This is a genomic window from Nocardiopsis sp. NPDC055551 (genome assembly GCF_053619415.1).
Genome location: NZ_JBSHJJ010000002.1, coordinates 144542 through 167152 on the forward strand (window position 1 = coordinate 144542; position 22611 = coordinate 167152).

21 protein-coding genes are annotated in these 22611 nt (G+C 68.9%); 13 read left to right on the forward strand and 8 right to left on the reverse strand.

What is annotated here, in order from left to right:
- Nucleotides 1-307: 307 nt before the first annotated feature.
- The 9 genes from ACWGSK_RS04475 (at nt 308) to ACWGSK_RS04515 (ending at nt 7796) form a co-directional block, all read left to right on the forward strand.
- A complete protein-coding gene (locus ACWGSK_RS04475; RefSeq protein ID WP_358515566.1) occupies nt 308-1150 on the forward strand; it encodes an ABC transporter permease in 843 nt (280 codons plus the stop codon).
- On the forward strand, nt 1150-2121 hold the full coding sequence (locus tag ACWGSK_RS04480; protein WP_358515563.1) for an ABC transporter ATP-binding protein: 972 nt from the start codon (nt 1150-1152) through the stop codon (nt 2119-2121). Before ACWGSK_RS04475 ends, ACWGSK_RS04480 begins: the two co-directional genes overlap by 1 nt.
- A 200-nt stretch (nt 2122-2321) precedes the next feature.
- The gene (locus tag ACWGSK_RS04485; RefSeq protein ID WP_358515560.1) at nt 2322-3080 is read left to right on the forward strand and encodes a hypothetical protein; all 759 of its coding nucleotides are present in this window, start codon (nt 2322-2324) and stop codon (nt 3078-3080) included.
- A gap of 125 nt (nt 3081-3205) precedes the next feature.
- On the forward strand, nt 3206-3844 hold the full coding sequence (locus tag ACWGSK_RS04490) for a DUF5941 domain-containing protein (RefSeq protein WP_452455228.1): 639 nt from the start codon (nt 3206-3208) through the stop codon (nt 3842-3844).
- A gap of 33 nt (nt 3845-3877) precedes the next feature.
- Nucleotides 3878-4609: a phosphocholine cytidylyltransferase family protein gene (locus tag ACWGSK_RS04495; RefSeq protein ID WP_358515556.1), complete on the forward strand. Its 732-nt coding sequence runs from the start codon at nt 3878-3880 to the stop codon at nt 4607-4609.
- 5 nt (nt 4610-4614) lie between these two features.
- Nucleotides 4615-5664 carry an iron-containing alcohol dehydrogenase family protein gene (locus ACWGSK_RS04500; protein WP_452455229.1) on the forward strand — a complete coding sequence of 350 codons (1050 nt, stop codon included), beginning with the start codon at nt 4615-4617 and terminating at the stop codon, nt 5662-5664.
- On the forward strand, nt 5642-6412 hold the full coding sequence (locus ACWGSK_RS04505; RefSeq protein WP_452455230.1) for a CDP-alcohol phosphatidyltransferase family protein: 771 nt from the start codon (nt 5642-5644) through the stop codon (nt 6410-6412). The genes ACWGSK_RS04500 and ACWGSK_RS04505 overlap by 23 nt, the downstream gene beginning before the upstream one ends.
- A 310-nt stretch (nt 6413-6722) precedes the next feature.
- Nucleotides 6723-7553, forward strand: coding sequence for a glycosyltransferase family 2 protein (locus tag ACWGSK_RS04510; protein WP_358515549.1), 831 nt, complete (start codon nt 6723-6725; stop codon nt 7551-7553).
- Nucleotides 7554-7589: 36 nt separating this feature from the next.
- Entirely contained in the window at nt 7590-7796 is a 207-nt protein-coding gene (locus tag ACWGSK_RS04515; protein ID WP_452455231.1) for a hypothetical protein, read from the forward strand.
- A gap of 158 nt (nt 7797-7954) precedes the next feature.
- Here ACWGSK_RS04515 and ACWGSK_RS04520 read toward each other — a convergent pair whose 3' ends face one another.
- From ACWGSK_RS04520 to ACWGSK_RS04545, 6 genes are all read right to left on the reverse strand, one after another.
- Nucleotides 7955-8302: a hypothetical protein gene (locus ACWGSK_RS04520; protein WP_358513633.1), complete on the reverse strand. Its 348-nt coding sequence runs from the start codon at nt 8300-8302 to the stop codon at nt 7955-7957.
- A complete protein-coding gene (locus ACWGSK_RS04525; RefSeq protein ID WP_358513631.1) occupies nt 8299-8484 on the reverse strand; it encodes a hypothetical protein in 186 nt (61 codons plus the stop codon). Before ACWGSK_RS04525 ends, ACWGSK_RS04520 begins: the two co-directional genes overlap by 4 nt.
- 212 nt (nt 8485-8696) lie before the next feature.
- Nucleotides 8697-9302 carry a malonic semialdehyde reductase gene (locus ACWGSK_RS04530; protein ID WP_358513629.1) on the reverse strand — a complete coding sequence of 202 codons (606 nt, stop codon included), beginning with the start codon at nt 9300-9302 and terminating at the stop codon, nt 8697-8699.
- A gap of 111 nt (nt 9303-9413) precedes the next feature.
- A complete protein-coding gene (locus tag ACWGSK_RS04535) occupies nt 9414-10652 on the reverse strand; it encodes a glycosyltransferase family 4 protein (protein ID WP_358513627.1) in 1239 nt (412 codons plus the stop codon).
- 232 nt (nt 10653-10884) lie between these two features.
- Complete coding sequence (locus ACWGSK_RS04540) at nt 10885-12258, reverse strand: nucleotide sugar dehydrogenase (protein ID WP_358513625.1); 1374 nt, start codon at nt 12256-12258, stop codon at nt 10885-10887.
- A 102-nt stretch (nt 12259-12360) separates the two neighbouring features.
- Nucleotides 12361-14067: a glycosyltransferase family 4 protein gene (locus ACWGSK_RS04545; RefSeq protein WP_452455232.1), complete on the reverse strand. Its 1707-nt coding sequence runs from the start codon at nt 14065-14067 to the stop codon at nt 12361-12363.
- Nucleotides 14068-14297: 230 nt separating this feature from the next.
- Here ACWGSK_RS04545 and wecB point away from each other — a divergent pair, with 230 nt between their 5' ends.
- The 3 genes from wecB (at nt 14298) to ACWGSK_RS04560 (ending at nt 19575) form a co-directional block, all read left to right on the forward strand.
- Nucleotides 14298-15407: a non-hydrolyzing UDP-N-acetylglucosamine 2-epimerase gene (wecB, locus tag ACWGSK_RS04550; RefSeq protein WP_358513621.1), complete on the forward strand. Its 1110-nt coding sequence runs from the start codon at nt 14298-14300 to the stop codon at nt 15405-15407.
- Between the two features lie 150 nt (nt 15408-15557).
- Nucleotides 15558-17315 carry a hypothetical protein gene (locus ACWGSK_RS04555; protein WP_452455233.1) on the forward strand — a complete coding sequence of 586 codons (1758 nt, stop codon included), beginning with the start codon at nt 15558-15560 and terminating at the stop codon, nt 17313-17315.
- A gap of 70 nt (nt 17316-17385) precedes the next feature.
- Nucleotides 17386-19575, forward strand: coding sequence for a glycosyltransferase (locus tag ACWGSK_RS04560; protein WP_358513639.1), 2190 nt, complete (start codon nt 17386-17388; stop codon nt 19573-19575).
- A gap of 13 nt (nt 19576-19588) precedes the next feature.
- On the opposite strand, the gene ACWGSK_RS04565 is transcribed toward ACWGSK_RS04560, so the two are convergent.
- Together ACWGSK_RS04565 and ACWGSK_RS04570 are read right to left on the reverse strand one after the other, a co-directional pair.
- The gene (locus ACWGSK_RS04565) at nt 19589-20875 is read right to left on the reverse strand and encodes a sensor histidine kinase (RefSeq protein ID WP_358513617.1); all 1287 of its coding nucleotides are present in this window, start codon (nt 20873-20875) and stop codon (nt 19589-19591) included.
- A gap of 64 nt (nt 20876-20939) precedes the next feature.
- Complete coding sequence (locus ACWGSK_RS04570) at nt 20940-21608, reverse strand: response regulator transcription factor (RefSeq protein ID WP_014911258.1); 669 nt, start codon at nt 21606-21608, stop codon at nt 20940-20942.
- A gap of 215 nt (nt 21609-21823) precedes the next feature.
- Here ACWGSK_RS04570 and ACWGSK_RS04575 point away from each other — a divergent pair, with 215 nt between their 5' ends.
- Nucleotides 21824-22543, forward strand: coding sequence for a hypothetical protein (locus ACWGSK_RS04575; RefSeq protein WP_358513615.1), 720 nt, complete (start codon nt 21824-21826; stop codon nt 22541-22543).
- Nucleotides 22544-22611: the final 68 nt, after the last annotated feature.

Below are 22611 nucleotides of genomic sequence, written 5' to 3' on the forward strand. Positions count from 1 at the left end.
GAGGTGGGATGTCGATGCCAGACCCTAACCGACGTCGAAGACGAGAGGTCTGTTCCGGGGTGAACGGCACGTGGTTGACACGGTCTGTCCGATGCAGCGGTAACCTATGGACGCCTGTCGAGCGTGATCGGTCCCTCCCTCCCATCGATTCGGACGTGGAGCCGGGCGTGGTCCGCGGTATCCCCCGACCTTCCGGACAGCCCCCGTTCCGGTCCGGGTACGGGTGGGGCCGTGTCGAAGGCCGGTGCGCACAGGCGAGTTCATAGACGCGACAGTCCGGCACATCTGAACCGGACGATCTCGAACCTTGGAGGTGGCGGTGGCGTCAAGGACGCTGGCCGTCTGGGAGCACCGGAAGGTCGTCGGCCTCCTGGTCCGGCGCGACCTGAAGGTCAAGTACCAGCAATCCGTGCTGGGATACGCCTGGACGATGTTGGAACCCCTCGCTCTGACGTTGGTGTACTTCTTCGTCTTCGGCATCGTGCTCCAGGCGGAACGAGGTATGCCGGAGGGTGTTCCGGGCGGTTACATCCTCTTCCTGGTCGCGGGCATCCTTCCCTGGACCACCTTCGGCGCCATCCTCAGCGAGGCGCCGCGAGCGATGATCACGCACTCGAAGCTGATCACCACCATGAAGGTGCCCCGGGAGATCTTCCCGATGGCCACGGTGGGGACCAAGTTCATCGAGTACGTGCTCACCTGGCCGGTCCTGCTGGTCTTCGTGTTCGCGCTCGGCGGACGCTTCAGCTGGGAGGGCATGCTCTTCTGGTTGCCCCTGGCCATCGTGCTGACCTTCATGTTCGGGTTGGGTGTGACCCTGTTCCTGTCCTCGGTGAACGTGTTGCTCCGTGACGTGGAACGCCTGACTCGTATCCTGACCCGGATTCTGTTCTACGGATCGGCGATCCTGTTCCCGGCGAGCATGGTGCTCCACGCGGACAAGGTCCCCGGCTGGGCGAAGACTCTCTACGAGCTCAACCCGTTGATGGGTATCTTCCAGATGCACCGAACGGTGTGGTTTTCCGGATTCGAGGAACTAACGCCGAGTACCCTCGCGTTGACCTCTGCGGTGGTCGGTTCGATTCTGATGCTGATCATCGGATACTGGACGTTCCGCCGTCTGGAGATGTCCGTTCTGAAGGAGTTGTGATGGCGTCCACTTACGAGGCCGCGGTCGCCGACGGTCCGGTCATCGAGGCCAAGGGTCTCGGTGTGAAGTTCGCGGTGAACCGCCGGCGTAAGCGCAGTCTGCGTGAGATGTTCATCCACGGCAACAAGCGCGACCCCAACGCCGAGGGCGACGATTTCTGGCCTTTGCGGGACGTCTCCTTCGAGGTCGCCAAGGGCGACTGCGTGGGGATCGTCGGCAAGAACGGCACCGGCAAGTCCACCCTGCTCAAGATGATCGCCGGGGTCCTCCTCCCCGACGAGGGCAAGGTGAGCGTGCACGGCAAGGTGGCGCCCCTGCTGGAGTTGCGAGCCGGCTTCAACGACAACCTGACCGGCCGGGAGAACGTGTACCTGGTCGGTTCGCTGCACGGCATGACCGAGAAGCAGATCGACGAACGCTTCGACGAGATCGTCGACTTCGCGGAGATCAAGCCGAAGTTCATCGACACCCCGATCCGGCACTACTCCAGCGGAATGAAGGTGCGGCTGGGCTTCGCGCTCATCTCACAGCTGGAGCACCCGATCATGCTGGTCGACGAGGTGCTCGCGGTGGGCGACAAGGCCTTCAAACGCAAGAGTTACGAGGCCATCGACCGCATGCTCGCCAACGAGCGCACCATGGTCCTGGTCTCGCACAACGAGAGGGACCTGCGCCGCTTCTGCAACCGCGGTCTGTACATCAAGAACGGGGCCCTGGCCCTGGACTCCGACATCGACTCCGCCTTGGCCGCCTACAACGAGGACACCAAGGCCGAGATCGAGGAGCGCAAGAAGAAGGACGCGGCGAAGAAGAAGCGCGCCGAGGCGGCGGCCAAGAAGGCCGAGGCCGAAGCCGGCCCGATCGACGCCGGTGCCACCGCGGCCGACGAACCCAAGCCCGAGGCGGACAAGGCCGACCCGGGTGAGGGTGGCGACGGCAAGGACGGTAAGGACGGCGGGCAGGCCGCCTGACCTGGACCCGAACGCGAATCCCCCACAGGAAAGAGCGCACCACGGATCGTTCCGGAGGTGCGCTCTTTCCTGTGGGGCCTGTCCGAAACGCCGCTCTGCGACTCAAAGGGGCGTATCGGCGTCCTTGAGCGTGTCGGTGATGGATTGTGCACAGAGCGTAGGCGACCGTGACTCTCAGCTGAAACCAGGGGAGCGCGGACATGGCCGAGGGAATCGTGGTGCGGGCGACCGCGCGGATGCTCGAACGCGGGTACGTCACCCGTTCGGGGGTGACCCGCGTCGGCGTCGTGGTCGCGGCCATCGCGGCGGTCTGGTTCAGTCGGGCCGACGTCACGGGGGCGATCGTCGGGTCGCTGTTCCTCGGGCTGGTCCTGTTCTGTGACACGGTCCGCTCGCGCATGCGCTCCCACCGTCGGGACGTCCTCACCCTGTGGACCATCTCCATGACCGTTCGGTTCCGGGAGTACGTGATCTACGTCGGGCTCGCCTTCGGGGCGGCCGCCGCCGGTCACTCCGGCGCCTGGGGGTGGGCGGCCGGTGCGCTCATCGCCCTCGCCCTGCGTGACGCGCTTCTGGTGGCCCGCGCGGCGCCGCCCGCGAGGTGGGCGCCACATCCGCTCGTTCTTCCCGGCCAGCGCCGTCCTGAGGGCCTCCAGGGGGCCTCGGTCCCCAGGCCTCGGGACGGTGGGCGGCCCGCGGGCGCGGGCCACGCGGCCGAGATCGCCCGGGCCGCCGGGATACCGGACACCGAAGAGGGTGGGAGCGCCGTTCCCGCGTCGCCCTCCCTCGCCCTGCTGACCCGCCGGATCATGGCCTTCGAGCAGCCCACGCGCTTCCTGGTCATCGCCGTCGCCGCCACGGCCTGGGACGCCCGGATCGCCTTCATCAGCCTCATCGTCGGCTGTGTCGTCGCGATCACCGGTGAACTCGTCGACCCGAGCTCCGAGGTGCGCCGGTGAACGGGGAGAGACCGATGGGGGAGAGACCGACGGACGGTCTCCCGGTGGTCGAACGGGATGCCCGGGGATGTGACCTTTTGGGACCGATCGTTCTCGACCTGCGTTTTCTTCGTGATGACGGTCACATGGGCAGGCTTCTGGGCAGGTTGGCGCCAGGGATCGCACCACCGCTGTTCACGGCCGTCGCCGGTGCCATCATCGTGGTGGTCCTACTCCTGGCGGACCAAGGGCGGCTGACAGGTATTACCCTGTGCGCACCGGTCGCGGCCCTGCTACTGTCCGGTTTGGCCGCCGGCCACCCCCATAATGGGCGGTTCGACCGGTTCGTACCACCCATCCTGCGGGCCACCGAATACGGATACCTGGCAACGCTGGGGCTCGCGTCCGGCGTGCCCGGTCCCCTGGTGTTCGTAGTCTTGGTGACGGTCGCCTGTCACCACCGCGACGATGTCGCACGACCCGCGGTCGGAGTGAACCGACCGTCCGGGACGCGCGCCGCCGCGCTCGGGTGGGACGGCAGGATGCTGGTCATCGCGGCCGGGGGAGCGCTGTCCGCCCTCACACCCGCCTACGGCATACTCGCCGGATACCTGGTGGTCCTACAGGTTCGGGAGGCCGTGCGCACCTGGAGCGCCACTCCGGTGGCCGAAGTGTGTACCGGTTCCGCCGACTCCCTCGGCGGAGAGGGGCAGTGGGGAGATCACCCGATCTCCCCCAACGGAGACGGGGGCCGAACGGCCACCGGAACGAACGGGGAGGCGTGAACGCCTCCTCGACCTAAGGAGGAACTCGCCCTCATGCTCGGAATGGTTCTCGCCGCAGGCGCGGGGCGTCGCCTGCGTCCTTACACCGACACCCTGCCCAAGGCCTTGGTGCCCGTCGATGGCGAGACGACCATCATGGACATCTCGCTGCGCAACCTGGCGGCCGCCGGTCTCACCGACGTCGTCATCGTCGTCGGGTACCGGGCCGAGGCCGTCGAGGAGCGTAAGGCCGCTCTGGAAGAGCGCCACGGCGTCAAGCTCACCCTCAGCTACAACGACAAGGCCGAGGAGTGGAACAACGCCTACTCCCTGTGGACCGCACGTGAGTTCTTCTCCGAGGGCGTCCTCCTGGTCAACGGCGACACCGTGCACCCGGTGAGTGTCGAGGAAACGCTACTCGCCGCCCGGGGACCGGAACTCCTCCTCGCGGTGGACAACGTGAAAAGCCTCGCTGAAGAAGAGATGAAGGTGACCCTCGACGACGACGGCCACCTCCAGAACATCACCAAGCTGATGGACCCCGCCACCGCCGCGGGCGAGTACATCGGCGCCACCCTCATCGAGGGCTCGCTCGACTCCCGTCTGGCCGACGCCCTGAAGGCCACCTGGGAGCGCGACCCGCAGCTCTACTACGAGGACGGCTACCAGGAGCTGGTCCGCCGAGGCGAGAAGATCGCCGTCGCCCCCATCGGCAAGGTGGACTGGGTCGAGGTCGACGACCACGACGACCTGGCCAAGGCGAGGGAGATCGCGTGCCGCTACTAGCACGAATGCTCCCCTCCCCTCTGGCGATCGACGTGCGCCGGGGAGCCGTCTCCTCGCTCGGGACGGTGTTGGCCGACCGCCGCATCGCGACCGAGGGACGCATCGCCGTGGCGGTGGGACCGGGTCAGGGCGCACAGATCGCCGCCGACCTGGACCTGCCCCAGTGCGAGGTCTTCCAAGTCGAGGAGGGAACCGTCGACGCGGCGACCGAGCTCGGCCAGAAGCTGCGCTCAGGCGCCTACGAGGCCGTGGCCGGCATCGGCGGCGGCAAGACCATCGACGTCACCAAGTTCGCCGCGACCATGGCGGGCATCCCGATGGTGGCCGTGGCCACCAACCTGGCGCATGACGGCATCGCCTCCCCGGTCAGCTCCCTGGAGCACGAGGGCGGCAAGCCGTCCATCGGCGTGACCATGCCCATCGCGGTCGTCATCGACGTGGACTACGTCCAGGCCGCCCCCGGGCACCTGGTCCGTTCCGGTGTCGGTGACGTGATCAGCAACATCTCCGCGATCGAGGACTGGGAACTCGCGGGCAGGGAGAACGACGAGCCGGTCGACGGCATGGCGGTCACCTTCGCCCGTGTGGCGGCGGAGGCGATCCTGCACCGGCCCGACTCCATCGACTCGGACGGGTTCCTCAAGGTCCTGGCCGAAGGTCTGGTGCTGTCCGGTATGGCCATGTCGGTCGCCGGTTCCAGCCGTCCGGCCAGTGGCGCCTGCCACGAGATCCTGCACGCGGTCACCCAGCTCTACCCGGGCAAGGGCAACCACGGGGAACTCGCCGGCCTGGGGACGCTCTTCGCCTCCTACCTGCGGGTCCAGCATCTGGGCTGGCCGGCCGCGCGACTGGACGAGATCCGCTCCTGCCTGCTCCGCCACCAGCTGCCCATCGTGCCCGCCGACGTCGGTCTCACCGAGGCCGAGTTCTCGCGGGCCGTGGCACACGCTCCGGGCACCCGCCCGGGCAGGTTCACGATCCTGGAACACCTGAACCTCTCCGAGGACGAGATCGGGCGGAGTGTCGCGGCCTATGTCGAAGCCGTCGGTCGCTGAGGTCCGCGCGGGCGGCCAGCCCGCGGGGATCAAGGAGCGCGTGAACGAGGAGCACTGGGCGGGGCGTCTCTACATGAGGGACATCTCCCCGTACCTGACCACGTTCTTCGTGCGCCTACGCGTACCGCCGAACCCCATCACCTACCTGATGATGGTGTTCGGGGTGCTCGCGGGCGTGGTCGTCGCGTTCGGTGGCCTGTGGTCGGCGATCCTCGCCGCCGTGATGGTGCAGATCTACCTGTTGTTGGACTGCTCCGACGGTGAGGTGGCCCGCTACACGGGTCGGACCAGTGTGGCCGGGATCTACCTGGACCGCATCGGTCACTACGTGTCCGAGGTCGCGTTGCTCGTCGGCCTGGGCATCCGTGCCCAGGGCGGGTTCGAGTCCGGGGGCTGGGTCATCCTTGGGATGACCGCCGCGCTCGGTGTCGTACTCATCAAGGCCGAGACCGACAACGTGGTCGTGGCCCGTGCCAAGGCCGGTCTTCCGGAGAAGATCACCGAAGAGGCCATGCGGCCCAAGTCGTCCGGGCTGAGCCTGGCGCGACGCCTGGCCTCCGCGCTCAAGGTCCATCGCCTGATCCAGGCCGTGGAGTTGTCCTTGATCGTGGTGGTGGTGGCCGTGGTCGACCTCTTCCTCGGTGACCTGACGGCGACCAGGGTCCTGGTCGTGGCCTGTGCCGCGGTGGCGGTGCTGATGAGCTTCGCGCACTTCGTGAGCGTGCTCGCCTCCCGACGCCTGGAGTGACGCGTCGATGATGTCCTGACGTAAGCACGGAGCCGTGGACGCTACCCGGTCCACGGCTCCGTACACTTCGTCTTTATTCTATCGTTAGTCTGTTTCTGCGAACGTTGGCATGTGTCCACCTGTCAGCCGCACGTCATCCACTGAACGGTTCGCATCCATGGCCACACCCGTGATCCCACCAGCACAGGACCCCGGCGGTCCTGCCGAACCCGTCGGCCCGGTTCTGCCCGGGGCGCGGAAAGCCCGAGCGCAGGAACGGAGCGGTTCCCAGGTGCCCGGTCGACCCACCCTTTCCTGTGTCCTGCTGACCATGGGCACACGACCCGCCGAACTGCGCCGGGCCATCACCAGCGTGTTCGAGCAGGAGGGTGCCGACGTCGAGGTCGTCGTCGTGAGCAACGGCGCCGACCTGCCCGACCTGCCCGAGGGCGTGGTCACGGTGAACCTACCGGAGAACGTGGGCATCCCCGAGGGGCGTAACCACGGTGTCAAGGCCACCACGGGCGACGTGATCCTGTTCCTGGACGACGATGGCTGGTACCGGTCCATGGACCTGGCCGAGCACGTGCGCGACCGGTTCGGCTCCGAGCCTTCCCTGGGCGCCCTGTCGTTTCGGATCGCCGACCCCGACGGCGGCCCCGACCAGCGCAGGCACGTGCCGCGACTGCGGGTCGGTGACTCCCGCAAATCCAGTGTGGTCACCACGTTCCTGGGTGGCGCGTGCGCCATCCGTCGCACCGCCTTCGACAAGGGCGGCGGTCTGCCGGGCGACTTCTTCTACGCCCACGAGGAGACCGACCTGGCCTGGCGGATCATGGACGCCGGGTACGGCATCGAGTACGACGCCGACGCAGTGATGTACCACCCCGCGGTGACGCCGACCCGGCACGAGAACTTCTACCGGCTCAACGCCCGCAATCGGGTGTGGCTGGCCCGACGCAACCTTCCCTGGCCGTTGGCGTTCGCCTACCTCGGCACCTGGATGGGCCTGACGGTGCTCCGGGAGCGTGACAGGAGCGCGCTCGGCGCGTGGTTCGGTGGTTTCCGCGAGGGTTGGCGTGAGGACGCCGGCCCCCGAACCCCGATCAGCTGGGCGACCGCCTGGCGGATGACCCGCGCGGGTCGCCCACCGATCATCTGAATCCGCCTCGACCCCCTGGGAACCTCGATGATGGCCGTGAGCTCACTCCTGCTGATCGCGTTGTTCTTCGTGCTCGTCGTCATCGTCGCGGTGGTCGTCGTGGTGGTGGTCGTCGTGAGCCGTGGCAAGGGTTCCCAGAGGCCGCCGGGGCCGTACGGCTACGGCCCGCCGCCGCACCGGCAGTGGCCCGGCCGGCACCCCGGAGCCCCCGGCCCCGGTCCGCAGGGCCCCGGCGGGCCCTAGACCCGGATGATGGGGGAGGGGCGGGGGGGGGCGGGGGGGCCCCCCCCCCCCCCCCCCCCCCGACGGGGGGGGCGGGGGGGGCCCCCCCGGGGGGGGGGGGGGGGGGGGCGGCGCCCCCCCCCGCCCCCCGCCCCTCCCCGCCCCGAACACTCGGTCCGTTAGCCGGTAGCGGCGTCTACCGGGCGGACCTCAGGGCTCTGAGTCGTCGGTACGAAGTGCGGCCAGGTCGGAGTTCCACACTCGGCCGCGTGGAGCGCCGCACGGACGTTCACGGAGAACAACCGGATGGCGTCCTCCAGACTGTCCGCACCAACCCCCATCGTCACGCAGAGGCTTCGTTGGGTCAGGCTGCCGACCACGTCGGGATCGATGATGCCCGGGTCGCATTCCTGTAGGTTGTCGAGCTCGTCGATGAAACGGTCGGTGAAGGTGTCGAAGTCGTCGTCGGTGGTGACGCCGTTCCTGCTCTCGAACGCCAGGTCGACCGCCAAGTGGTGCGTGATCACCGTTCCTGTTCCTCCCAGCACGTGGCCCGTCGCAATTGCCCGAGGAGATCTTTGAGGTAGTTCGCCCCCGAAGGCGAGAGCTTAACGGTCTTGAAGTGCTTCTTCTCGCAGGGGCAGTACATCTTGTAGTACTTCTTCCTGCGTTCGACACGCCATCCTCTGTCCTCTGCGCCCTTGAGCACCGGTTCCAGATCCTTGTCGGGGTGGCGTGGTCGAACCATGCGGTGTCCCAGCTGTTCGGTATGTACGAGTGCGACGCTTGGTTCGGAACCAAGGGTAGGTCAGAGCGTACGGCGCCAGGAAGCGGCACGGGGGAGGTTCGCGGGTTTCTCCGCCTGAAACGGTGAAGGGGGCGGGCGCCGTTCGGCGCCCGCCCCCTTCGTGGTCTCCGGGATCAGACCTCGGTGACGGCCTGCTCGTACTCCAGGCGCGGCAGGCGGTCGAACCAGGCGTCCGGACCGGGCTTACCGATGTTCATCACGACGATCGGCTGCCGGCTGGAGTCCTCGCCGAAGAACTCCTTGCGGATGCCATCGGCGTCGAAACCGGTCATCGGGCCGGCGGCCAGACCCGCGGCGCGAACGCCGATGATCAGGTAGGCGACCTGCAGGAGGGCGTTCTGCGAGGCCATGGACTCGCGGGCCTCGACCGGCATGCCGGCGAAGTTTTCACGGGCGTCCGGGGCGACGGGGAAGGTGGTGGGGAAGTGCTCGTGGAAGTCGCTGTCGGCGGACAGGATCAGCGCCAGCGGGGCCGTGGAGGTCTTGGGGGCGTTGTTGCCGGCCATGTGCTGGACGAGGCGTTCGCGGGCCTCGGGGGAACGCACCGCGGTGACCCGCAGCGGCTGGTTGTTCATCGCCGTGGGACCGAACTTGACCAGGTCGTAGATCACTCGCAGCTGTTCGTCGGTCACCGGTTCGTCGGTGAAGGAGTTGGCGGTGCGAGCGCTGTGGAACAGGAGGTCCTGTGCCTTCTTGTCGAGGACCAGCGTGTCAGTCATAGTCGAAACCTCGGTTGTGCTTCTTCGGGGTCAGAGAAGCCCGCCTGTGGCGGACACGAGGCACAACCTTGTTGACTGGGAAGATATTTCTAGATTATATGATTTGTGAGTTCATTCACTGAGCGCACTGCGCGGTCTGTCCCGCGGCGGTGGCACCTTGCCCGGGACGACCGGGACCCTTGGCGGGGAGGGCAGATCGGGGAGTGGCGCCGGCGGAGTCTCCGGGCTCTGCCTAGGGCGTACCGTACCGCCGGCCTGGGCGACCCATTCCTCCAGCTGCTTGACGAACACTCGCGCCTGGACCGGCCAGTGGTAGGAGGTCCGCGCGATCCGGTGACCGGTGCTCGCCAGATCCCGGCGCAGTTCCTCGTTGTCGCGCAGCTCCAGTACGGCCCGGGCGGCGGCGTCGCCGTCGTTGAACGGGACGACGAGCCCGGAGCGCCCCTCCGGACGCCGACTGACCAGGGCCTCGGCCATCGGGTTCGGGCTGGTCACCACCGGCAGGCCGTGGGCCATGTACTCCACGACCTTGGTCGGCAGTGAATGCCGGTAGTTGTCGGTGTCGTGCAGCAGGCTGATCCCGGCCAGGGCGCCGGCCGCCATTCGCAGGGCCCGGTCATTGGGCACGAACCCGTACCAGTGCAGGGCGTCCTCCTGGTGGGCCTCGCGCAGCAGGGGACGCACCTCGGCGTCGGCGTTGCCGATCACCTCCAGGCGCACCCCGTGGTCGCGCAACCGCCGACCCATGCGAACCATCTCGCGGGCGCCTCGCGCCATGGAGACGTGCCCCAGGTAGACGACGCGGTCGTCACCGGCGGGTCTGAGCGGGGCGTCCGGCACGTCCGTGGTGTTCGGAACGACCGGGTGGTCACCGCGGAACCGGGAACGGTAGCCCTCCTCGGCCAGGAGCAGCCGCAGTCGACGTTCGGCGCCACGTTCGAAGCCGCGCACGACCCGACCGAGCGGACGGCGCAGCGGCCCCGGCACCCACGGCTTGGTGAGCAGCGCCGCCGGGGTGTCCTCGTGCACGTCCCACACCGTGACCGGCGGCCGCTTCGATTTCGAGGGCAGCGCGAGCAGGAGTTCGGGATCGTGGAAGAGCAGAAGGTCGGCCTCGGGCGCCAACCTGGTCAGGGCGGCCCGGGCGGCCCGCAGGGAGGGCAGGCGGTCGCGCCCTTGGGCGCGCGGCACGTCCACCGAACGGACCTGGTCCCACGGCGTCACCCCGCACTCTCGAAAGGGGGCGACGTAGGTGACGGTGTGCCCTGCCTCGACGAGCGCCCGGATCTGGCGGTGCAGGATCCTGGCGTCCTCGGGGTGGTGCACAATCGTCGCCACGAGTGCGTGCATGAAGATCACCTACGTGTGTCACCGGTTGGCTCCGACTACAGCGATGATCCGCCGTTACCAGGCGGGAACCGCTGCACGACACGGTATTCACCTGGAGAAACACGCCGAGGACGGTCGGATGGACACCCGGCGTGCGCCGGGTGAACCTTCGGTCGGTCGTCGGTGAACGCACGAAGGCACGCCGTCGAACGCCGTGGGGCGTCCGTCCGGCGTGCCTAGGTGGCAGGGCCGATCACAGGACCTGGAGGCCCTCCCGCTGTACTTTGCGGCGAGCCTGTGCCGGAACCTCGGATCCGGTGGTCGTGGGCTCGTCGGTCTCCGACCGGCGCAACACTCCGCGGGTGTCGAGCAGCAGGCGCGCGTACTCTTCCAAGAGCTTGGGGCGGTAGTCGCTGTGGTCGGTGAGCAGGATGGTCAGATCCGCGTCGGCCATGGCCTGTTCCAGGTCGGTGGAACGGGGGATGTCCACCCCGTCCACCTGCCAGGACTCCACGTACGGGTCGTGGTAGGTCAACGTGGCGCCCTTGGCGGCGAGCTTGCGCGCCGCCGGACGGGCCGGCGATTCGCGCTGGTCCGCGATGTCGGCCTTGTACGTCACTCCGAGGAGCAGAACCTTGGAACGGGACAGCGCCAGCCCGGAGTCGTTCAGCAACTCCTGGGCGCGCTGCATGACGTAGGCCGGCATGCGGCTGTTGATCTCCTGGGCCAACTCGACGAACCGGAACGGGTAGCCGAGGGTCTTGACCTTGTAGGAGAGGTAGTTCGGGTCGATGGGGATGCAGTGACCGCCCACACCCGGACCGGGGTAGAACGCCTGGAAGCCGAACGGCTTGGTCGACGCGGCGGCGATGGAGTCCCACAGGTCCACGCCCAGCTCCTGGCAGAAGATGGCCATCTCGTTGACCAGGGCGATGTTGACGTGTCGGTAGGTGTTCTCCAGCAGCTTGGCCATCTCGGCCTCACGGGTGCCGCGGGCCCGGACCACCTGGTGCACGAACCGGCCGTAGAACTCCGCGGCCGCCTCCCCGCACTCCTCGGTGAGTCCGCCGACGACCTTGGGCGTGTTGGTCACGCCGAAGGTCGGGTTGCCCGGGTCGATGCGCTCGGGGGAGAAGGCCAGGTGGAAGTCGGCCCCGGCCACCAGGCCGGACTCCTCCAGGAGCGGACGGACGACCTCGTCGGTCGTGCCCGGGTAGGTGGTGGACTCCAGGATCACCACGGTCCCCGGTGAGAGCCGGTCCGCGATGGCCTTGGACGCGGCGGTGACCGCACCCAGGTCGGGGCCGCCCTCGGGGGACAGCGGAGTGGGGACACAGATGACGATGGTGCGCGCCGTCGCCAGGCACGCCGGGTCGGTGGTCGCGCTGAACCCCTGGTCCAGCATGGCGCGGACGTCGTCCGGCGTCAGGTCGTCGATGTGTGAGTCGCCCTGGTTGAGGGCGTCGACGACCTGGGTGTTGACGTCGAGTCCGGTGACCTTCACTCCGGCGGACGCGGCTGCGGCTGCCAGGGGCAGACCGACGTAGCCGAGACCGAGGACGACGAGATCGACCGATCCGGTGCTCTGCTCGGGGACATTGGCCGGGTTAGAGGCTGCGGCATCCACTTCGTGGTCACACTCGCATTCATTTCGTGAACGGGCGCAAATGTTCGAGGACTGCCATTTCAGAGTGCAGGACGTCTGAGTGTAGGCACGCGTTGTCCATGATTACGGGTTCTGGCCTGGTTCGGACATTTTCCCAATGAGAACCCGATACGCCTGGTTGTAGCGGTGTACGGCCTGGGCCCATGTGCGGTCGACTCCGACACGCTCCTGACCTGCTCGACCGTAGGAGGTCCGCTTTCGCCGACTGTAAGCGAGATTGGCGACCACATCAGCTAGACGTGCCGAATCGCCCGCCGGAATTAACTCTCCTGTCACCCCTGGTTCCACAATCTCCCTAAGAGCAGGAAGATCACTGGCAACGACCGGAAGTCCGCCGGCCATGGCCTCCACGGGTTTCAACGGCGTCACCAGACGGCACACCCGTTCATCACGACGGGGCACTACGAACACGTCCAGTGCCGCGTGATGGTGACGTACCCGGTCGGCGGGGACGCGTCCGGTGAAGTGCACCGCTCCGTCCAGCCCGGACCGTTCGGCCCGTGCCCGCAAGGCGGGCAGTTCCGGCCCGTCGCCGACGATCAGGGCGTGGACCGGTTCCCCGCGTTCACGCAGCAGCGAGACCGCGTCCAACAGCACGTCCAGTCCCTCGTAGCCGAAGCAACTGGTGGTGGTGCCCACCACGAACTCCTCCTGTCCGATGCCCAGGTCCTTGCGGACCTCCTCGCCCGAGGGCAGTGGTTCCAGGAACGAGACGTCCACGGCGTTGGGCACGACCAACAGGCGTTCAGGGGGCACCCCGCGGGCCTCGATGTCGGCGCGCATCGCCTCCCCGAGCGTCACGACCAGGTCGGCGGCGAGCATGCACTCGGTCTCCGCGGCGCGTTCCGCCCGGTAGAAGGCGTCGTCCACGCTTCGGGAGGGGTCCCGTGACAGCCAGGACTCCTCCAGGAAGCCCCGCACCTCGTAGACCACGGGCAGGTCGTATCTACGCCCGAGTTCCAGGGCCAGTCGGGCGTTGTGGTGGTTGCTCGCCGCGTGCAGCACGTCCGGCCGCAGCGTCTCCACCAATTCGGACCCCATTCGCAACCCGACCTGGAATTCCTGGTCGTGGTCGGCGGGGGCCTTCCACGGCAGGAGCCGGTGGTAGAAGATGCCGTCGACCTCCACGAGCGTGCGCGGGTCCGGCACCCCCTTGGTGAGCGGGTACCCGGCACGGGAGACCACGTGCACGTCCATGCCCGCCTCACGCTGGGCGACCGCGATGCGGTGCGTGCGCTGGGTGTAGCCGGCGTTGGTGTGCGGAAGCGCGTTGGTGACCAGGTGTAGAACTCGCGGTACCGAGTCCGTCGCCGTCGGTCGCCGAGCGTTCACCGTGTCGTCAGGCCGCGTTGGCGCACCGCGGGTTAACGTGAAGCCGTGACGGTCAGGGGAAACGGACAACGACTCGGGAACAGCGCGTCCCGTGGCCAGGGCCGTCCGGTACTCGGCGGCGCTGCGATGCCGACCCGGCGGGATCTGTTCGACCAGTTCACGAGCGGTATCCGCGTCCCCGGCGGCCAGGGCCGCCGACACCAGGCGGCCCACCCCGGCAGGGGATGTGCGCCGGGACGCGGTCAGCAACACCTCACGTGCCTCCTCGCGCCGACCCTGGTCCCACAGGGCGTAGGCGCGCGGAAGGGCACCGGAACGCCTGGCCAAGGCACGCGCCGATCCGCGCAGCGGACCGGGCATCAGTCTGGCGGCCAACAACGGCAGCCGGGCGGGTTCGTCCCGCAGGTGACGCCAGGCCAAGGTGGCGGTGAAGGTCACCGCACGCGGCCACAAGGTACGTGGACGCGGCGGTCGGGGTTCGGGAGTCCGGATGTCTTGCACGGTCAGTCACACAACCACGTGGACGTGACCAAGTGGTGACACCACGGCGTCGCGTTCGGGACGGGCCGGACAAGGAAGCCCGTCGATCCGATCGAACACCCCGCACCCCCCGGATGTCGGGGGCCGAACCTCCCATCCCATCAACGCGAGAACCGAAGGAAACACCAGTGGCAACGAGCGCCCCCCCAGGTAGTCCGGACACCGCGATCGCACACGTGGTCGGCGCCCGCCCCAACTTCGTCAAGGCCGCGCCCGTGGTCTCCGCCCTACGTGACCGGGGCGCCCACCAGCGGGTCGTGCACACCGGACAGCACTACGACGACCGCATGTCCGCGGTCTTCTTCCGTGACCTCGGACTGCCCACCCCCGACGTCGACCTCGGCGTCGGCTCGGGGTCCCACGCCGCCCAGACCGCCGCCCTCATGGTCGGCCTGGAACGTGAGTTCACCGAGAACACCCCCGGCATGGTGGTGGTCTACGGCGACGTCAACTCCACCGTCGCCGCCGCGTTGGTCGCGGCCAAGCTCGGTGTCCCGGTCGCGCACGTCGAAGCGGGCCTGCGCTCCTTCGACAACACGATGCCCGAGGAGATCAACCGCCGGGTCACCGACCAGATCAGCGACCTGTGCTTCGCGACCAGCCCCGAGGCCATCGGCCACCTCGCCGCCGAGGGCGTGTCCCCGGACCGGGTCCACCTCGTCGGCAACCCGATGATCGACACCCTCTTGGGCAACCTCGACCGGTTCGACGCCCAGGCCCTGCGCACCCGCCTCGACCTTCCCGAGCGCTACGTGGCGGCCACCCTGCACCGGCCCGCCAACGTCGACGACCCCGACAACGTCGCCCGTCTCACCGCGCGACTGCACGAGGTCGCCGAGCTCGCCGACGTCGTCATGCCCGTGCACCCGCGCGGCAAGGCGGCCTTCGACCGGGCGGGTCTGGGCGACCACCCGCGCGTGCGCCTGCTCGAACCGCTCGGCTACCTCGACTTCGTCGCGCTCACCCGCGGCGCCGCCGCCGTCGTCACCGACTCCGGCGGGGTCCAGGAGGAGACCACGATCCTCGGTGTTCCCTGCCTGACCCTGCGCCCCAACACCGAACGTCCGGTCACCATCACGCACGGGACCAACCAGCTCGTCACCGAGTCCGACCTGGTCACCAGCCTCGACAAGGTCCTCGACGGACGAGTCGACGAACGTCTCGGTGACACTCCGCCGTTGTGGGATGGTCGTTCCGGTGAACGCATCGCCTCCGTCCTCACCAGGTGGTCGAGGTGACGACACCGATGAGCCCGCCATGCGGAGGCGCCGCCCGGCGCCCCACTCGCACCCGTCCCGGCACACGTCGGACCGCACACCCGCCGACCCCGGACGCCACAGGCACGGGGGACCGTGGAACCGCCAGACCCGAGTACAAGGTGGCAGACCGTGAAACGGCGTGAACAGAGCCAGACCGAACAACTTCGGCAAGCCCTGGCCGAGCGTGAGGCCCAGCTCCAGGAGGCGCAGGTCCGCCTCGCCGCCCTGGAGGGATCGACCTCGCTGCAAGTGGGTCGTGCGCTCACCGCCGCGGCCAAGCGTCCGGGACGTTCCCTGGTACGGCTGCCCCGGGACCTCTACCGGCTCTGGCGGCACAGCGGTAACACCAACCACATCCAACGCCGTCGGACCGAACCCGTCCGCTCCTTCGACGCCGACCGCCAAGAGGCCCGGCTCCTCACCGGCCTGAGCGGTGGCACCGCCGACCAACTGGTCGCCGCCACCGTCGTGGGCCCCGCCGTGCAGACCGCGATCGACCCCTACCTGCGTTCGGTCGCCCTGCGCCCGCACGACGCCCAGATCGTCATGGACGCCGTGGACGTGGACCTGCTCCTGGTGTCGGCCTCGGCCGCCGCCCCCGGGTCGCCCTGGGCGCACGTGGGCGACCCCGCCGTGGTGGACCGCACCCGTGCCCTGCACTGGGTCATGGAGTCCGCGGCCTCCCGAGGGATCCCCACGGTCCTGCTCGACGACGCGCCCGCGCCGCCGGCCCTGCGCCGACTCGGGTTCGACCGCGTCCACAAGGGCGACGCCGGGGTACCCCTGCACGTGTTCAATCCGGTCGCCGCCGAACTCGCCCTCGGCCCGGAGGCCGTCTACGTCCGAACCGGGGTCGACACCCCGGTCCCCGACGTACTGCTCGAACTCGGGGTGGGAGTGGTCGACGTCGACTCGCCCGACCTGGCGGACGCCCTCCGCGCGGCCACCGTCGCCGTCATCCCGGAGAACACCCCGGGCGAGGCCGGCCTGCGCCGCCGGGCCTGGGCCTGCGGCACCCGGGTGGTCGCACACCCGGCCGTGCCCGTACCGGGCGGCGAGGATCTCACCGTCAGCGTGCCACGACTGCGCGCGTTGGCCCCCACCCAGCGCGAAATCCGCACCATGCTCCGCCAGGTGTTCCTCGACGACGCCACCCCGGTCCGTCTGTCCACCCTCCTGGAGGGCCTGGAACCGACGACCACCGTTCCGGGCGTCGAGCTTCCGCTCAGCGGGCGCGGCGTGGCCGTCCTCGCCGACCCGGACGGCGAGGAGCAGGCCGATCGGCTCGCCGAGGACCTGCTCTCCTCCCGCCTGCGTCCGGCCGAGGTCGTCGTCCCCGACACCTCCGCCCGACTGCCCGGCCTGCGCCGCCTGCGCTCGGAGGGCGTCACCGTGCGCACGGTGCGCCTCGGCGCCCCCGACACCCCGGCCGAGCTCACCCGGGACGACAACGACGCCGCCCCCGGCGGGCTCACGCCCCGACAGTGGGCGGACCTGGCCGAACGGGCCACCGTGCCCTGGGCCCTCATGTGGACCGGGCCGACCGGACGCAACCGTCTGGTCGACCTCGCCTGCGCCGCCGAATGCTCCGGCGCCGACGCGGTCGGGACCCCGCGCGAGACCGCGGAGGAGACCGACCCCATGGTCATCGGAACCGGTGAACGCGGGTTCTTCGACCGTGCCGCCGGGGCCGGACAATACGTGTACGTCACCGACATCGACCCCGAACTGGCCCGTACCGAGCTGCTGAGGCGGGCCTGGGGGCCTCGGGAGTGGAACCGGCGTGGCAGCCGACTCCTGGCCCTGGGACCCGACCACGGCACCGGGACCGACAGCGGTGGCGAGGACCCGACCCACGCCGACGCCTCCACCGGCGCCCTCGGGTGAAACCCGCGCAACGCCGGCCACATCAGCATCCGAAGGGAAGAACGTGAGCACAGCTCCTCCGCGCGCACTCTTGTACGGCGACGTGGACCTGAACATCATCGACGGTTCGGCGATCTGGGCGCAGTCGATGGCCCAGGCCCTGGCCGCCGCAGGCTGTGAGGTCACCGTGCTGTTGAAGGCGCCGGTGCGCACCGATCGGCTCACCGCGCCCCTGCAGGAGACCGACGGGATCAAGCTGGTCCGCCCCTACGAGGACCGCATGCTCTCCGACCTGGGTCCCCGGGGGCTCACCCCGGAGCAGGCCGTGGAGCTCATGGGGCGTATGCACGGGCGCAGGGCCTTCGACCTGGTGGTCGTACGCGGGCGTCGCCTGGCGGGGCTGGCCGCCCAGGAGGAGTCCCTGAGCGGACGACTGTGGACCTACCTCACCGACTTCCCGCACAGTGTCGACGAGCTCACCGCCACCGCCACCGCCGAGCTCACCGAGATCGCGCTGGCCTCCCGGTTCGTGCTCTGCCAGACCGAGGAACTGCGCGCGTTCCTGGAATCGACGGTGCCCGCCGCGTGCGGACGCTCGGTGCTCTTTCCCCCCGTCGTCGTCGTGCCACAGGACGTCGCCGCGGAGGGCCAGGTGCACGCCCGCGCCCGACTCGCCTACACCGGCAAGTTCGCCCCGCGCTGGAACACCCTGGAGATGACCGGCCTGCCCGAGGAGCTCAACCGGATGGGGGTGGACGCCGAACTGGTGATGATCGGCGACAAGATCCACGCCGAACCCGCCGACTGGGCCAAACGCATGCGCAAGGCCCTGGAGAGCACCCCGAACGTCGACTGGCGCGGCGGTATGGCCCGCGCCGACGCGCTGCGCCAGTCGGCCGAGTGCGACTTCGGCCTGTCCTGGCGCGACCCCGACATGGACGCCAGCCTGGAGCTGTCCACCAAGGTCCTGGAGCTGGGGGCGCTGGGCCTGCCGGTGGTCCTCAACCGCACGCCCATGCACGAGGCGTTGCTCGGTGTCGACTACCCCCTCTTCGCCGGTGAGGACTCCGGGTCGGTGGCCACGGTCATCGCCCGCGCCTACCACGACCGGGCCGTGTACGCCCTGGCCGCCGAGCGCTGCCGTGCGGCGGCGGCCGACCATGCCCTGGAACGGGCCTCCGAGCGTCTGCGCGGCTACCTGGCCGAGGCACTGCCGGCGGCCCCGGAGGGCACCGACCCCGAACGACCGCTCAAGGTGGTCATCGCCGGGCACGACCTCAAGTTCTTCACCCGCCTCGCCGAGTACCTGGACTCCCTCCCGGGTCTGGACGTGCGCATCGACGAGTGGGAGGGGCTGAGCACCCACGACCAGTACCGGTCCCGGGAGCTCGCGTCCTGGGCGGACGTGGTCATCTGCGAGTGGTGCGGACCCAACGCCCTGTTCTACGCCAAGTGGAAGCGCCCCGACCAGCGTCTCATCGTCCGCCTGCACCGCTTCGAGCTGTACGCGGAGTGGCCGCGCCGCCTGGACGTGTCCAAGGTCGACGCGGTGGTGTGCGTCAGCCCCCACTACGCCGACCTGACCCGGGAGATCACCGGCTGGCCCCACGACAAGGTGGTGGTCCTGCCCAACTGGGTGGATGATCGGCAGCTCGACCGACCCAAGCTGGCCGGCGCCGAGTACTCGCTGGGGATGATCGGCATCGCGCCCTCCCGTAAGCGCCTGGACCGTGGCCTGGACGTGCTGTCGGAGCTGCGCCGCATGGACCCCCGCTACACGTTGTCGGTCAAGACCAAGCAGCCGTGGGACTACTGGTGGATCTGGAACCGGCCGGAGGAACGCGCCTACTTCGAGAAGGTGTATCGGCGGATCCAGCGTGACGAACGGCTCGCCGGTGGCGTGATCTTCGACGGGTTCGGCCCGGACGTGGCCACCTGGCTGCGCCGGATCGGGTTCGTGCTCTCCACCAGCGACGATGAGTCGTTCCACCTCGCGCCCGCCGAGTGCGCGGCCTCCGGGGGGATCCCCGCCCTGCTGCCGTGGCCGGGCTCGGACACCATCTACGATCCGCACTGGATCCACGACGACGCGGTCACGATGGCCGAGGCCATCCACGCCACCGTCTCCCGAGGCGGGTTCACCGAGGAGAGCGAACGGGCCCGGTCCGAGATCACCTCGGTGTACGGCCTGGAGCGCGTGCGTTCCCTGTGGAGCGATCTGGTCGTCAGCGGCCGGGTCCCCGAACCCACACCCTCCGACGTCGCCGTGGCGGGTCGGTGAACCACCGAACCACCTAGACGGGGCCGGTCATCTTCGACAGGCCCCCGGCGCCGGAGGGCAGGAACAGCGCGAAGGTGGTCGGCTTGGTCTGCACCAGTTCGATGCGGGCGCCCTCGGACTCGGCTATGTGCCGGGCCAGGGCCAGCCCCAGCCCGGTGCCGCCGCCTCCGCTGATCTCGCGTTCGAAGATGCGTCCGGACAGGTGCTCGGGGACGCCCTCGCCCTCGTCGCTGACCTCCACCCGGACGGACTGCCCGGTGTCGAGGCGGCGGATGGTCACCGTTCCCGCGCCGTGTTTGTAGGCGTTCTCCACCAGGGTCGCGAGGATCTGTGCGAAGTCGGTGGGGACGGTCATGCCCGTCAGTCCGGAGACACCGGTCACCAGGAGCTTGCGATTCTCCTGTTGGAACACCGGTGACCACTCGGCTTGGAGGCGATTGAGGACCGGGTCGAGCGCGACCGCCTCGACCTCCGAGTTCTGGCTCTTTCGAGCCCGGCCGAGCAGGCTCTCGACGGTCTCGGTGAGCCGTTCGGCCTGGGCCAGGGCCGCCTCGCCCTCCTCCCGGACCACGCCCGGGTCGTTCGCCTCGGCGATGATCTCCTCCAACCGCATGGTGAGCGCCGTCAACGGCGTGCGCAGCTGGTGGGAGGCGTCGGTCGCGAAGTGGCGTTCGGTGGCGATCAGACCCGCGATGCGTTCGGCGCTGCGGTCCAACACCTCGGCGACACGGTCCGCCTCGGGGATGCCATAGCGGTGCCCCCACGGGGTGGTGACCCCCGAGCCGAGTCGTTCGGCGGTGGCCGCCAGGTCGACCAGCGGCAGCGTGAGTCTGCGCGCCTGGAACATGGAGAGCCCGACCGCGACCCCGATGGCCAGCAGGGATAGTGAGGCGATCCCGAGCCAGGCCCGGATCACGCTCTCCTGTAGGGCCTCCGAACCGGACCACACCTCGACGGTGGTGCCGAGTTCGGTGGTCGCCGCCGCTCGGATCAGCCCCGGCGAGTCGACGGACGTCGGGTCGAGTTCCGGGTTGCCCGCGGTCAGGACGGTCTCACCGCTGTCGTCGGTGATCCGGATGAAGCGGCCCGGATGCTCCTGGTCGAACTCGGCGAGATCGATCTCGCCGTCGCGTTCGATCATGGCGTCGCTCTCGAAACCGATCAGCTCCGCCTCGCCTTCGAGCTGTCGGGCGCTCTCGTCGTGCACCAGTTTGAAGGTGAGAGCGCCCAGGGGCAGTCCGAGCAGCATGACCGCGATGACGGTCACCACCAGGGTGGAGAAGACCATCCGTCTGCGCATGTCACCTCACGTCCGTCCGACCCTGGAGAGGGCGACCGAGGAGCGTGTCGAAGCCAAGACCCCGTTAGTCTCGTTCGAATCGGAAGCCGACGCCCCTGACGGTCGTGATGTAGGACGGTTGGTTGGCGTCGTCGCCGAGTTTGCGGCGCAGCCACGATATGTGCATGTCGAGGGTCTTGGTCGACCCCCACCAGTTCGTGTCCCACACCTCACGCATTATCTGTTCCCTGGTCACCACCTTGCCGGCATCACGGACCAGGACGCGAAGCAGGTCGAATTCCTTGGTGGTGAGTTGGAGCTCGCGGTCGCCGAGCCAGGCGCGGCGGGAGTCGTTGTCGATGCGGACTCCGTGTACGACGGGCACCTCGGCGCCACCACGGCGCAGTAGGGCACGCACGCGTGCGAGGAGTTCGGCGAGTCGGAAGGGTTTGGTGACGTAGTCGTCGGCCCCGGCGTCGAGACCGACGACGGTGTCGACCTCGTCGGCTCGGGCGGTCAGGATCAGGATGGGCGTTCCGTGGCCTTCGGCGCGGAGCCGACGTGCCACCTCTAGGCCGTCCATTTCGGGCAGACCGAGATCCAGGACCATGAGGTCGATGTCTCCGGCACGGGCGCGGTCGAGTGTCTCGACGCCGTTGACGGTCACGTCCACCGTATAGCCCTCGCGACGAAGTGCGCGGGCGAGAGGCTCGGAGATCGAGACATCGTCTTCGGCCAGCAAAACGCAGGTCATGGTGCCGATGGTAGGACCCGGGTGGCGCATTTCCCTATTATGCGCGCCGGATGCCCCAAGGTTGGTTGAAAATACGCTAATCACATAACGGTCAAATGGGGGCAAGTGGCCACCACTGGCCTTTTCTTTGCACGTTCTTGATGGAACTGGGAAGGTTGTCCCGGAGGGTACGAAGTGTCACCTTCTTGTTTTCGCGAACGCAGAGGAGTCCGGTAGTGAACCCCCACCCCGATTCCCCCCAAGGAGGGGAGGATTTTCCCTACCCGGGGCAATTCCGCCCCCAAGGGTCGTGGCAGGGGGCGCCGTCTCCGCAGGGGCGCTACGGAGGCGGGCTGCTCGCGGTGCTCACCGTCATCGCGATCCTGGCCGGGGCCTCGACCCTGGGCGGCACGCTCGCGATCGCGGGCGCGTTCACCGACCGGGTCGCCGCCGCCGGTGCGCCCGACCCCACCCCGACCGCGGTGGAGAGCGACCCGGAGCCCTCGGTCGCACCCACCCACGAACCGAGCCCCACCCCCGAACCCACCGAGGCGTCGACGGAAGAGCCTTCCGAGGGCGCGGACGCCGCGCTCTGGGACATGACGGCCGAGGAGGTGGTGACGGAACTACGGGAACGGCACGACGACCTCACCGACGGGCTGGACGTCAGTGACGAGCTATGCGTCTCCGAGGAGGAGGACGACCTCTTCGTCTGCACCATGGCGGTGGAGACCAACCTCGTCCGGGTCATCTCCTACGAGAACTCCCTCGTCGCCACGACCGTCGTCCTGGGCCTGCGGAACCAGGAGGAGGTAGAGGACGCGGAGGGCGCCGACATGGCGGTGGACTTCCGAAGCGCCTGCCACATCGTGCTCATCTGGTTCGAGCGCGGTGGCATGGAGGAATCCGATCGTGGTGCGATGACCGATGACGTCGAGGGCATCGTCGGCTGCTGACGACGCCGCATTCGTGTCCATGTGTCACGCACTCGTCACTTTCGGTGATAATGAGCCGGAGGTGGTGG